The following is a 12732-nucleotide window of genomic DNA, read 5'->3' as shown; positions in this document are numbered from 1 at the left end:
CGGAATAGCCCTTATTTCGGAAACTTACCTCAAGCCGTCCAGGAACCAGGAGTTGAACTTGTCCAAATCTGTATTTTTCGTAACCTGCCCGAAGGGAGTGGAATACCTACTGGCGGACGAGCTCAGCACCTTTGGTCTGGATACCGTACGCAATGCCCCGGCCGGGGTCTGGGTGGAAGGTTCCCTGGAGGGTGGTTATCGCGCCTGTCTATGGTCGCGTCTCGCCAACCGGGTGATCCTTCACATTGACGAAGTGGATGCCAACAGCGGCGACCAACTCTATGACGGCGTTGTACACATGGACTGGCAGCAGCATATCCCGCTGCATGGCAGCTTCCGGGTGACCTTCCTGGGTCAGAACGAGGCAATCCGGAACACTCAATACGGCGCGCAACGGGTAAAGGATGGCATCGTAGACCGGTTCCAGGCCAACGGTGGCCCCCGACCTTCGGTCGATGCAAAGAATCCGGATGTGATTGTCTCGGCCCGTCTGAATCGGGGTCGTCTGTCATTGGGAATCGACCTTAGTGGTCACAGCCTGCACATGCGCGGCTATCGCACGGATAAAGGTATAGCACCACTGAAAGAAAACCTGGCTGCGGCATTGCTGATGCGCTCAGGCTGGCCGGAGATTGCCGCGGCCGGCGGCGATTTCCTGGACCCGATGTGTGGGTCAGGCACCCTGGTAGTTGAAGCTGCGATGATGGCTCTGGACATGGCGCCCGGCCGCAAGCAGGAACGGTTCGGCTTCGAGAAATGGCCCGGTCATCAGCCGGAGCTCTGGTTGTCCCTGCGCCAGGAAGCGGAACGCCGCGCCCATGAGGGTAAAAACGGACGAATCCCGAGACTGGCGGGCTTTGACCAGGACAGCCGCGTAATCGAGACGGCCCGGAAAAACATCCAGAGAGCCGGGCTGGAGAGTGTTGTCCACGTCGAGGCTCGCGCGGTCGACGCCCTGGAACTGGAGGGGGATTGGTCCGATCAGGGGCTTGTGCTGACTAATCCGCCATACGGTGAGCGATTGAGTGAGCGCAGGGAATTGGGCGCTTTGTACCAGGCCCTGGGCGACGCGGTGAAACGCAGTGTTCCAGGCTGGCGCCTCGGTGTGTTCACCGGGGCGCCGGAATTCGGTAAATCCATCGGGTTGAGAAGCTACAAGCAATATCGGCTTTTCAACGGCAAGCTGCCGGCGCAATTGCTGTTGTTCGAGATCAATGACGTCAGCGCCATGACGCCGAGGGCACCCGACATCCCCGGTGAGGTTACCCCACGTATTGCCAACGAAGAGCGTGCGGCCATGCTCCGTAACCGGCTCAAGAAGAATATGAAGGCCATTGGCCAGTGGGCTAGAAAGCAGGGCATTGGTTGCTACCGTTTATATGATGCTGACATGCCGGAGTTTGCCCTGGCGATCGACATTTACGAGGGGCGAGTTCACGTGCAGGAGTATGCGGCCCCGAAATCGGTGGACGAGCGCTCCGCCCGTGAACGCCTGGCCGAAGCCCTTGCGATCATTCCCGAAGCACTGGGAGTGGAGCGGGAAGACATGGTGTGTAAGCAGCGTCAGCGCCAGACGGGTACCAATCAGTATGAGAAGCAGGCCGCCAGCGGCGAGTTTTTCGAGGTTCACGAACACGGCTGTGTGTTGAAGGTAAACCTCAAGGATTATCTGGACACCGGTCTGTTTCTGGATCATCGGCCGGTGCGGCGCTGGATTCAGCAACACTCGGCTAACCAGCGCTTTCTGAATCTGTTCTGCTATACCGGCGCGGCTACTGTGCATGCCGTGGTTGGAGGCGCCAGCCGATCCCTGAGCCTGGATATGTCAAAGACCTACGTCGGCTGGGCCGAGGAAAATCTGGCCCTGAACGGAGCCGATCCCAAGAAGCATCGGGTGGAGCAGGCGGACTGTCTGGCCTGGCTGGCAGACCGGAAAACGGCGGACCAACGGTTTGACCTGATCTTCATGGATCCTCCGACCTTTTCTAACTCTGCCCGTATGGCCGGCGTTCTGGATATCCAGAAGGATCATCCGACGCTGGTCAGGCAGGCCATGGCAAGGTTGAGTTCCGACGGGTTGCTGATCTTTTCCAACAACTTCCGGCGATTCAAACTGGATGAGGCGCTGGAAAGTGAGTTTGAAGTTGCCGAGGTCACCCGGGATACCTTGGACAAGGATTTTCAGCGCAACGCCCGGATCCACCGGTGCTGGCATATTCGCCACAAGGCGTAACCACTATCGAATAGTAGGTCGGATTAGCGCAGCGTAATCCGACAAGTAATCATTGGCATCAAGTATCAGCAGATTGTCGGATTACGCTGCGCTAATCCGACCTACATCTTAGAACTCGTAGCGCACGCCACCGGAAAACTGGAAGGTATTTACATCCGTTCCGGTGTCTTCGAAGAGCTTGCCGCCCTCGAACACCAGGAACGTATCGTCCAAAACTTCGAAGTCGAGCCCGGCAATCCAGCTTACGCTGAAGCCGCTGTCCGGAAACTCGCCTTCGAGATCCAGGTAGGGTTTGTTGCGGTCGTTCGCGGGATCGCTGATCTCGCCTTCACCGTGGATGTAGGAAAAGCCGAACTGGCCGTAGAGGTTGGCGTAGTCGGTGATCGGGTAGTGCAGGCCCATGTACCAGCTGGCGTAGTAGTCTACGCTCAGGGTCAGGTCACTGTTCGGGACCTCGGCGTCTTTGAAGCCACCACCGGCCCGCAGCTCGGCGTGGAACAGATCGGTTATATGACCACCCACCACCAGTGTTCCGCCAGTGCCCCAAGCGGTTTCCTGGGTGTTTTCACCGATGGTGCGGTGGTTGTATGTGGTTGCCAGCAGGCCGATATAGTGTTTCTCTGCCCTTGGGGTCTCCTGGGCTATAGCGGCCTGGGAGGCGAGAAGCAGGGCAGGGGCAAGCGGGAAGATGAGCGACGTTCGCACAACCTTGTTCATTGTTATCGGGCTTCCTGACGTGAGCGAATACGGGCTGATTCTGCCTCGTGTAACCGTTTGTTACGTCGACCCGTGTCACACTTCCCCCTGTCAGTGCTGTCCGTTGCTCAGTCCTCGTCGAACAGGCCTTCTTCCCGGGCCATCAATAGCAGTGCGTAGACGCCGTTTTCCGGCAGCTGGGGTTCCAGGCTCTCTTCGAACAGCAGCTGACGCCGGCGGTCTTCCAGTGTTTCACTGTCCAGGCCGGAGATCAGCTCGCTTATGGGAGCGATTTCGAATGGCGCCTCCTGTGCCACGGCAGTGAAGATCAGGTCCACCAGAATCTCGTCCGGATCAAGGCCGTCCACGAAAACTGTCTGGTCTGGCAAGTCCTGGTGCAGTTCTCGGGCCAGTTCGATCAGGGGCACGCCCTGTTCTTCGAGGTAGAGAAGATCGACATCACCCAGATCACCGTCTTCCGGAAGCCAGTCATCGGAAGGGGCGATCACCACGGTTTTCATTCGGCCGTCTTCCAGCGACCAGGCCATGGCGGTCGGGAACAGGGCGTCATCGGTCTGGCAATATTCAATGTCGAGAAATCTCGGTGCAGGCACGTTGGGCTCCCGGTGGTGGTTGATTTGTGACCCGGTTATAGGGAATGTCCACTGACCCAGTATGAGGCTTTACGGCTTCATGCCATACTGTTGAAGCAATTATCTTTTAATCAGGGACATCATGGAACACGCTGAATTTAACAAAGATTTATTGAAGTTTCTGAACACTTCCCCGACACCCTGGCATGCGGTCGAAACCATGAAGCAGCGGCTGACTGCGGCCGGGTTTCAGGAATTGGACGAACGGGAAGACTGGTCACTGGCCAGCAAACAGGGCTATTTCGTTATCCGCAACGGCTCCTCGATCGTCGCCTTCCGTACCGGCAGCAAAGAGGTTACCACCTCAGGAATCCGAATGGTGGGCGCTCATACCGATAGCCCCTGCCTGAAGGTCAAGCCGAACCCGGAGCTTCGCCGCAAGGGCTTTTTCCAGCTGGGTGTTGAGGTCTACGGTGGCGTGCTGTTGAATCCCTGGTTTGATCGGGATCTTTCCCTGGCTGGCCGGGTGACTGTGTTGGACGAAGACGACAAGGTGCGGGACACCCTGGTAGATTTTCGCAAGCCAATCGCGTTTATTCCGAGCCTGGCCATTCATCTGGACCGCGAAGCCAACAGCAATCGGACGGTCAACCCCCAGACTGACCTGCCGCCGGTTCTGATGCAGGTTCCGGAAAGCGACACGACCAGCTTTGTTGATCTGCTCTCACAACAGGTCAAGACCGAGTCCGGAATCAGTGTTCGTAAGGTTCTGGGGTACGAGCTGAGCTTCTATGATGCCCGTGAGGCCTCGTTTGTGGGGTTGCGTGACGATTTCATTGCGTCGGCCCGCCTGGACAATCTGCTGAGCTGTTATATCGGTCTCCAGGCGTTGCTTAAAACCTCTGGTGATGAGGCCGCGCTGTTGGTCTGTAACGATCACGAAGAGGTTGGCAGTATGTCGGCCGAAGGCGCCCAGGGGCCGTTCCTGACAGCGGTTCTTGACCGCTGGGCCGGCGCTGGCAAGGCTCGCGCTATCGCCTGCTCGATGATGGTATCGGCGGATAACGCCCACGGCGTTCATCCGAATTACATGGATAAGCATGATGAGAATCACGGGCCGATTCTCAATCAGGGACCGGTGATCAAGGTTAACCACAACCAGCGCTACGCTACCAACAGTCGCTCAGCAGCGGTATACCGTCACATCAGCGACGAACTGGGTTTGCCGCATCAGACCTTCGTGGTTCGCAGTGATATGGGCTGTGGCAGTACCATCGGGCCACTGACGGCGGGGAATCTGGGTGTGACCACACTGGATATTGGTGTACCCCAATTCGGTATGCATTCTATTCGGGAACTGATTGGCACCGAGGATGGTTTCACTCTGTTCCGCGTGTTGACCGAATTCATGCAGCGCGAACAGATTTTCTGAGGCCACAAACGAAAAATGCCGCTGCTTTACAGAAAGCAGCGGCATTTCGGAATAAGTGGCTCCCCGAGCTGGGCTCGAACCAGCGACAAACGGATTAACAGTCCGTTGCTCTACCAACTGAGCTATCGGGGAACAGCATCAAGTGGCGCGCATATTAAGCGCTTTGATTTACGGGGTCAACCCCCTGATATGAAAGGCTAAAAATTGTACGAAAGCAGGGCACTTCACTATCGTCCGCCGCCGTGGTTGCGCAACGGCCACGTCCAGTCTGTCTGGCCCACACTGTTTCGCAAGGTGCCAATGGTGGATCCGGAAGCGGAAACTATTGCCACACCGGATGACGACGAACTGCACCTGGACTGGTATCGGCAGGGCAGTGACCGCCTGGCCATCGTGTCTCACGGCCTGGAAGGTCACAGTCGCCGGCCCTATGTGCTTGGCCTTACTCGGGCTCTGTTACGCGAGGGCTGGGACGTTCTGGCCTGGAACTTCCGCTCCTGCGGCGGGGTAATGAACCGACAGCCAAGGTTTTACCACAGTGGCGCCACCGAAGACCTCAGCCTGGTGATTGATCATGGTCTGGCAGGCACCTACGACACCCTGTTCCTGTCGGGTTTCAGTATGGGAGGCAATCTGACGTTGCTCTATCTGGGGGAGCAGGGTGAGCGGGTGGACAGCCGGATCTGCGGCGCCGTTGCCTATTCAGTTCCCTGTGATCTGGCCGGTAGCGCCGATATGCTGGCGCTACCCAGCAGAAAGATCTATATGCAGCGTTTTCTTCGGGATCTGAAGATAAAAATGCAGGAAAAGGCAGAAAAGTTTCCGGACCTGATTGATGTTTCGGGATTTGATGCCATCCGCAGCTTTCACGAGTTTGATAACCGTTACACGGCGCCTCTGCATGGCTTTCGCGATGCTCAGGATTATTGGGCCCAGTGTTCGGCGCTGGGGCGGATGCGAGATATCCGGGTGCCGGCGCTGATGGTGAATGCCGCCGATGATCCGTTCCTGTCAGCGCAGTGCTTCCCGGAATCCCGGCGGCAGCTTGGCGCCCATGTACGCCTGGAAGCGCCTCGCTGGGGCGGCCATGTGGGGTTTGTCGAGCATGCGAAGGATGGCTTCTACTGGTCAGAGCGCCGGGCCCTGGCTTTCCTGCAAGGATTAAGCTGATCCGGCTTTATTGCAGGATTGGTTTGAGCACAGGCCAGACCTTTTCCAGCAGTTTGGGCTGAGCTTCCTCGGAAGGGTGAATACCATCGTCCTGCATCAGCCCGTCCTGGTTGTAGATACCGTCGAGGAAAAAGGGAACCAGAGCGGTGTCGTAACGGTCTGATAGCTTTGGGTAAATCTCAGCAAACAATTCTGTATACCGCTGTCCGTAGTTCGGTGGTATCTGCATGCCCACCAGCACGGCACGGGCACCCGAGCTCTGGACCTTTTCAATCATGGAGGCGAGATTGGACTCGATAACGTTGGGCGGAAAGCCGCGAAGGCCATCGTTGCCCCCCAATTCGATAATCACCACCTCGGGGTCATTCTCCTCAAGGAGTTCGGGCAGCCGGCGAGCACCGCCATCGGTGGTTTCTCCACTGATGCTGGCATTGACCACTGTCCAGCCCGTCAGTCCCTTGCTCTCCAGACGTTTACGCAGCAACTGCACCCATGCAGTTTCGGAGGGTATGCCATAGGCGGCGCTGAGGCTGTCACCGACAATAAGCAGCGTGGTCTGGCTGGCCACTGCCGGCAGGGACAGTAGGGAAACTACAAGAAAAAGAATTGATCTGACGTACACCAATGCCGTATGCATAGACAACGAAGACACCTATAAGCCGTTTTCAGGACCCAGGATCGGGAGATTCCGTGAATCAGATGACCAATGTTAACCCGGAAAGCCAGAGCCCAATGTTACGGGTAAAAAACCTGACTCACCGCGTCAGTGTTGAAACCGATACGCTCACGATCTTGCAAGGGGTCACTCTTGAAATCAATCGGGGAGAATCCGTAGCCATCGTCGGGCGCTCCGGTTCGGGCAAAACTACGCTTTTGGGCTTGCTGGCGGGCCTTGATACGCCCACTGAGGGAACGGTGGAGCTGGACGGGTCGGTGATCAGTAAGCTCAGCGAGGACGAGCGGGCAAAGCTACGGGCACACAGGGTTGGGTTTGTGTTCCAGTCCTTTCAGCTCCTGCCGGCGCTCACTGCGCTTGAGAACGTCATGCTGCCATTGGAACTTGCCGGTATGACTTCACCAGACAAAAGGGCCCGTGAGCTCCTGGAGCGAGTCGGCTTGGGCGAGCGCCTGACCCACACACCCAGACAGCTGTCTGGCGGTGAGCAGCAGCGGGTAGCCATTGCTCGCGCGTTCGCGTCTGACCCGCTGATTCTGTTCGCTGATGAGCCGACCGGTAACCTGGACAATCGTACCGGTCAGGCAGTTTCTGATCTGCTGATGGCGCTGAACCGGGAGCAGGGCACAACGCTGGTGATGGTCACCCACGATGAACATCTGGCGGCTCGCTGCAATCGGCAGTTTCACATTGAAGCTGGCGTTCTCACCGAACCGGAAACAGCGCAGGAGATCGCGCACTGATGGCTGCTGCAAAAAAACTGATGTCAGTCCGCCGGGACTGGCGGGAACGGGATGTTCGTGTCGTTCTGGCCGCTCTGATCATTGCCGTCGCCACGGTTGCCACCATTGCTCTGTTTGCCAGCCAGCTGCAGCGCACGTTGGTTTCTTCAGCCAGCTCGTTCCTGGCGGCAGATCGTCAGCTGGAAGCAGAAAACGGACGCCCGATTCCGGATTCCTGGTTGCAGCAAGCGTCCAAGCAGGGGCTGGAAACCGGCCGAATGGTGGAATTTTCCACCATGGTGTTCGGCGCCGATAATTTCCAACTGGTGTCGGTCAAGGCCGTGAGCAATGAATATCCCCTTCGCGGCGATATCGAGATCCAGCGGGATCCATCGGGCACGAGGGAGCTGGTCAACCAGGGTCCCGGGCCGGGAGAGGTCTGGATTAACCCGCGTTTGCTCAGACTTCTGGATCTCGATATTGGCGAGTCCCTGGAAGTCGGGAACCTGAACCTGACGGTGTCCGGTCTTCTTATTCGTGAACCGGATGGCGGTTTTCGGCTTTCGGCTCTGGCGCCCCGGGTGATGATGCACGTGGACGATGTCTCCTCCACTGGGGTTATCCAGGAGGGCAGCCGCGTAGAGTATGTCTATCTTTTTGCCGGTGATGAAGCCTCGCTGGAGTCCTACTATCAATGGCTTCAGCCCCGGCTTGAACCGAGCCATGAATGGGAAGGTGTGCGGGATGGTGAAACCTTTTCCCGTTCCCTGGAACGTGCCGAACGATTCCTGCTGCTGGGTGGCAGCCTTGCGGTTCTGCTCGCCGCTGTGGCGGTAGCCGTGGCGAGTCGGCAATATGCCCTGTCCCAGCGCGACACCGTCGCGCTGCTGAAAACCCTGGGCCTGAGCGGTGCCGGTATCGGCGGCCTTTACCTCAGGCGTCTCGCACTCTGGGGCGTTACCGGTATCGTTGGTGGTCTGTTGGTCGCCATACCGCTTTACTGGCTGCTGACTCGGATGCTGAGCGAGGTACTGGAGCGACCGGTGGATTTCCAGCTTGACCCTGGTGCTCTGACCCCTGCGCTGTTGACGGCCCTTGTCTCCCTGTTCGCCTTTGCCTATCCGCCCGTGCGCCGGCTTCGCAATGTTCCGGCGATGCGGGTGTTACGTAGCCAGCCTGGTGAAACCGGGCGTGAGGCGCTGCCAGACATGATCGTTGCCATCGTAGCGGTATTCGGTCTGGTCTGGATGTACGCTGGTGAACTGTCCCTGGTGGTCTCTCTCCTGGGTGGTCTTGCGCTACTGCTTGGCGCGTTGGGTCTGGTGGGCTGGCTGCTGGTTGCGACACTGCGTAAGGTCCGGGGCGGAGGCAATTCCTGGCGCCTGGCACTGGTGGGCCTGTATCGGCATCGGCGGGCCAGTCTGTCCCAGATCGCTGTGTTTGCGATGACGCTGATGCTGGCCGCCACACTGATACTGGTGCGCACGTCACTGCTGTCCGACTGGCAGGCCCAGTTGCCGAGTGATGCACCCAACCACTTTCTGATTAATATCGCGCCGGAAGCTGTGGAGGATGTCGATGCGTTCTGGCAGGAGCGTGGTCAGCCCCTGGATAAACTCTACCCGATGGTTCGCGGACGCCTGACCGAGCTCAATGGCCAGCCGGTGAAAGAGACAGTCAGCAAGGACGAGAACGTCAACGCCCTCAATCGCGAGCTGAATCTGACCTGGATGTCGACGTTGCCGGAAGATAACGAGATTGTTGAAGGCAGTTGGTTTGACCAGAACCAGAAAGACGGTGTTTCTGTAGAAGCCGAACTGGCCGGCAAGCTCGGGTTGTCACTGGGCGATAAACTCACCTTCACGATCGGCTCCGAGAAGGTAACGGAGGCTGTGACCAGTATTCGCACGGTTCAGTGGGACAGCATGAAGCCCAATTTCTACATGGCGTTTCCGCCGGAAGGCGGCTTGACGGAGATGCCTGCAACCTGGATTACCAGCTTCTACCTGCCCAAGGACAGGAAGGATGCATTGAATGAGTTCTCCCGGCAGTTCCCGACCGTATCGGTACTGGAAATTGACCATGTGATTGAGCGAATACAGGAGATTGTCCGGCAGGTAACTCAGGCTATTGAAGCTATTCTGGCACTGATTCTTGCCGCGGCGCTTGTGGTGATGGCGGCGGTGGTCAGTGCGACGCTCCGCGACCGACAGAGAGAAGGCGCGTTACTGCGCACTCTTGGTGGCCGCCAGAGTCTGCTGGTGCGTAGCACCATGCTCGAGTTCGCGTTACTGGGTGGTTTTGCGGGTTTATTGGGCGTGGTTGCCGCCGAGGCGGCCGTTTGGGCACTTCAATTCCGGATGTTCGAGGGTGCGTTCCAGTGGCACTGGCACGTGGTGCTGCCCATTCCGCTGGTAAGTGCTGTCGTCCTTGCCCTGTTTGGCCGCTGGCAGCTCCGACCGGTTCTGAGCGTGTCGCCGATGCTGTTGCTAAGACGTCTGGAGTAAAAGCGGCAGCGTTTATCGATAATTGGCGAGAATGGCGTCTAGTTCGCCATTCTCTTTCATCTGAGCCAGCTCTTTGTTGAAGTTAGTGGCAAAGGACTCCCAGTCCTTTCGCAACATCAGCCGGAGCCCGTAATGGCTGATGCTTTGACTGGCAATGTCGAAGCTTTCCCGTAGCCCCTCGTTCCGCAGAATCCATTTGCCGACAAGGCGGTCAGCTACGGCGGCATCAAAGCGGTCCCCGTGCAGAACAAAGGTAAACATGTCCCGGTCCCGAGACACGTCAAACCGGCGGATTTTGCCTTCCGCGAAGTAGGGCTCAAGTAGAGGGTACCGGTAGCCAAGATGAGTGACGACGGTTTTCGAAATCAGGTCCTCGGGGCTCTCATAAGAGAAACCTGAACCAGCGGGCACAAAAAATACTTCATCTATGTCGACCACCGGGTCTGTGAACAGAAATTGCTCGGGGTCGTCCGCCCATTCCCGGGCTCTTGGCGTGCCGTCGATATAGCCCTGCAGGATCATCTCATCAACCCGTTTTCGCGGTATCTGTTCGGCAATGACTGTGTAGCCCATGCGCTGGGCAACTGCGGAGACGACATCCCACATGATTCCGGAGGGGTTTTTCTGGTCAACGATCAGGTAGGGTGGGTAGCCATTAGGCGAAATGTTGAAACGAAAAACCGGCTTTTCAGCGGATGTTTCCGGGGAGCCTGCTGCTGAAAATGAGAGCGTTGCCAGGAAAAGGAGCAGGGAACTCAGAGCCGAGAGAATGCGACAGGAACATCGATTTTGCATGTGGAGGGGGCTCTCTACGGAAAGGTACTGTAGGTGGAAAACGAACCCGGCTATCATCCCTGCCAGTGTCGACAGATTCTCCTCTCTTACCTGGTCAATTTCAATGATTTGAATTCTATCTTCAGGCAATCTTGAAACAGGGGCCTCGAAAGGCCCCGCTTGTCTTTCATGCCCAGGCGCGTCGCAGAACCGCGCGGGCATCCTCCAGCGTCACTTCCTTTGGATTGAACATAATTGAGCCATCATCCAGGGCCATCTCGGCAATGTGGTCCAGCTGTGCTTCGGTTACCTTGCCGGTCTCCTTCAGTGTCCGGGGCAGCTGGCACCGCTTGTACAGGGCGTCCCGCAGTTTCCGGATAGCGGAAATGCTGGCCTCTGCCCGGCGGCTTGCCGGAGTCGCTGCAAAAACTTCGGGGCCCTCAAGGTACAGCAAGAGCTCGCCCAGAGGTTCCCGGATGGTCTCCAGGTTGTATTCCAGCGCATACGGAAGATACAGGCTCATGCATAGGCCGTGGGGCAGGTGACAGATGGCTCCGGTCGAGTGTCCGAGCGCGTGCACCAGGCCCACCATGGAGTTTGAGAACGCAATTCCGGCCATGGTTGATGCCTGCGCCAGTTCAAGCCGTCCGTCGCTGTCCTTGGGGTTGTCCATGACTTGCAGGAGTGATTGGCTGATTTTCTTGATCGCTGCTGTTGCGTAGGCGTCACTCAAGGGATTTTTTGCCATGCAGGTAAAGGCTTCGGTTGCATGGGTCATGGCGTCCATCGCGGTTGCCGCGGTGATGTGGGGCGGCAAGGTAAGGGTCATGCGAGGATCAATAATGGCCGCGTTCGGAAGCAGGAACGATGACGTGAAGGGCAGCTTGACGCCCTTGGCTTCGTCGGTGATCACGGCAACCGAGGTGACTTCCGAGCCGGTGCCGGCGGTTGTTGGCACGACGAAGAAGGGTTTGAGGGGGTGCTTGAGCACGCCGGCACCGCTGTACTTGGCGATATCGTCACCACCTTCGGAAACCAGAATGTTGACGGCTTTTCCGGTATCAATCGCTGAACCGCCGCCGACGGCGATGATGGAGTCGCACTTCTCCTGACGATAGATGCCGGCAATATCGCGCACTACGGTAGTGGAAGAATCTGGTGGCACGTCATCGTAAATGGTCGTTATCTCCAGTCCGCTTTCTTCGCAAGCCGCGATCACAGGTTCCAGCAGGCCAGCGGCCCGCACGCCCTTGTCGGTTACGATCATAGGCCGCTTGGCAGCCATACCCGTGAGCTCGTAGGGAATGTGTTCAAGGGCGGCCTTGCCGGCAATGACTTTTACCGGGCAGAAGAACTCATAGTATTTATTGGTCATCACGCTCTCACTGTCTCGACGAAATTGGTGGCAACTTTCAGGTAAATGCGCGCAGCGCTGATCAGTTTTTCCGGAAGGTGCAGGTCGGCCGGGTATTCCTTGACGGCTCGCTTGGCGACCAGTTTCGGCAGGATGAAAGACTCAAGCCGGTTCAGCACCCGGGTCATACGAACGGCATAGCTAATGTCGCCATCTACCAGCATGCGGTCGTTGGCGAATGCAACGGACGTCTTCTCCTGGAATGACAGCACCAGGAAAGCATGGGCAATGTGTTTGAACTGAATGGACAGGTCGACCGGGCGGGGTGCCTTGTCACCGTGATAACGGAAGCGTCCCTGGCCGGTGTGCTCCACAATCAGCTTTGAGCCGGCCGGCATCACCATCATCTCAAAGAGAAAGCCATCAGGCAGAGCCCTGGCTTCGTTCTGAACCTTTTCGTCCACTTCGCTTACAGCCTGCAGGGCTCGCCCCATCACCTGGAACATCAGTTCCACATACAAGCGGCGCGCCTGAAAGACCATGGGCTGGATACGTTTCGCTAACATGTCCGTCAT

Annotated in this window: 11 protein-coding genes and 1 tRNA gene; 5 read left to right on the top strand and 7 right to left on the bottom strand. The window is 57.6% G+C overall.

The window, feature by feature from the left end:
* The first annotated feature begins 58 nt into the window (after window positions 1–58).
* Window positions 59–2233 (top strand): bifunctional 23S rRNA (guanine(2069)-N(7))-methyltransferase RlmK/23S rRNA (guanine(2445)-N(2))-methyltransferase RlmL, encoded by a 2175-nt coding sequence (gene rlmKL / locus FMN52_RS18870; RefSeq protein WP_148610160.1) that lies wholly within the window; start codon window positions 59–61, stop codon window positions 2231–2233.
* Between the two features lie 108 nt (window positions 2234–2341).
* Here rlmKL and FMN52_RS18865 read toward each other — a convergent pair whose 3' ends face one another.
* Window positions 2342–2950 carry an outer membrane beta-barrel protein gene (locus tag FMN52_RS18865; RefSeq protein WP_148610159.1) on the bottom strand — a complete coding sequence of 203 codons (609 nt, stop codon included), beginning with the start codon at window positions 2948–2950 and terminating at the stop codon, window positions 2342–2344.
* 107 nt (window positions 2951–3057) lie between these two features.
* Window positions 3058–3543: a hypothetical protein gene (locus tag FMN52_RS18860; protein ID WP_148610158.1), complete on the bottom strand. Its 486-nt coding sequence runs from the start codon at window positions 3541–3543 to the stop codon at window positions 3058–3060.
* Between the two features lie 121 nt (window positions 3544–3664).
* Between FMN52_RS18860 and FMN52_RS18855 the strand changes: the two genes are divergently transcribed.
* The gene (locus FMN52_RS18855) at window positions 3665–4954 is read left to right on the top strand and encodes a M18 family aminopeptidase (RefSeq protein ID WP_148610157.1); all 1290 of its coding nucleotides are present in this window, start codon (window positions 3665–3667) and stop codon (window positions 4952–4954) included.
* 56 nt (window positions 4955–5010) lie between these two features.
* Here FMN52_RS18855 and FMN52_RS18850 read toward each other — a convergent pair.
* A tRNA-Asn gene (locus FMN52_RS18850) sits at window positions 5011–5086 on the bottom strand.
* 72 nt (window positions 5087–5158) lie between these two features.
* Here FMN52_RS18850 and FMN52_RS18845 point away from each other — a divergent pair.
* On the top strand, window positions 5159–6124 hold the full coding sequence (locus FMN52_RS18845; protein ID WP_162851889.1) for an alpha/beta fold hydrolase: 966 nt from the start codon (window positions 5159–5161) through the stop codon (window positions 6122–6124).
* 7 nt (window positions 6125–6131) lie between these two features.
* Here the strand turns inward: FMN52_RS18845 and FMN52_RS18840 are convergent, their stop codons facing one another.
* A complete protein-coding gene (locus tag FMN52_RS18840; protein WP_148610156.1) occupies window positions 6132–6761 on the bottom strand; it encodes an arylesterase in 630 nt (209 codons plus the stop codon).
* A gap of 62 nt (window positions 6762–6823) precedes the next feature.
* Here FMN52_RS18840 and FMN52_RS18835 point away from each other — a divergent pair, with 62 nt between their 5' ends.
* Together FMN52_RS18835 and FMN52_RS18830 are read left to right on the top strand one after the other, a co-directional pair.
* Window positions 6824–7543, top strand: coding sequence for an ATP-binding cassette domain-containing protein (locus FMN52_RS18835; protein ID WP_148610298.1), 720 nt, complete (start codon window positions 6824–6826; stop codon window positions 7541–7543).
* The gene (locus tag FMN52_RS18830; RefSeq protein WP_148610155.1) at window positions 7543–10029 is read left to right on the top strand and encodes an FtsX-like permease family protein; all 2487 of its coding nucleotides are present in this window, start codon (window positions 7543–7545) and stop codon (window positions 10027–10029) included. The genes FMN52_RS18835 and FMN52_RS18830 overlap by 1 nt, the downstream gene beginning before the upstream one ends.
* A 12-nt stretch (window positions 10030–10041) precedes the next feature.
* Here the strand turns inward: FMN52_RS18830 and FMN52_RS18825 are convergent, their stop codons facing one another.
* The 3 genes from FMN52_RS18825 to FMN52_RS18815 all read right to left on the bottom strand — a co-directional run bounded on the left by FMN52_RS18825 (window position 10042) and on the right by FMN52_RS18815 (window position 12723).
* Entirely contained in the window at window positions 10042–10824 is a 783-nt protein-coding gene (locus FMN52_RS18825) for a transporter substrate-binding domain-containing protein (RefSeq protein ID WP_148610154.1), read from the bottom strand.
* 166 nt (window positions 10825–10990) lie between these two features.
* Window positions 10991–12178: an iron-containing alcohol dehydrogenase gene (locus FMN52_RS18820; RefSeq protein WP_148610153.1), complete on the bottom strand. Its 1188-nt coding sequence runs from the start codon at window positions 12176–12178 to the stop codon at window positions 10991–10993.
* A complete protein-coding gene (locus FMN52_RS18815; RefSeq protein WP_148610152.1) occupies window positions 12178–12723 on the bottom strand; it encodes a hypothetical protein in 546 nt (181 codons plus the stop codon). The genes FMN52_RS18820 and FMN52_RS18815 overlap by 1 nt, the downstream gene beginning before the upstream one ends.
* Window positions 12724–12732 lie beyond the last annotated feature (9 nt).

This window comes from Marinobacter sp. BW6 (genome assembly GCF_008107725.1).
GTDB lineage: Bacteria > Pseudomonadota > Gammaproteobacteria > Pseudomonadales > Oleiphilaceae > Marinobacter.
This window is presented reverse-complemented; position numbering and strand designations above follow the sequence as displayed.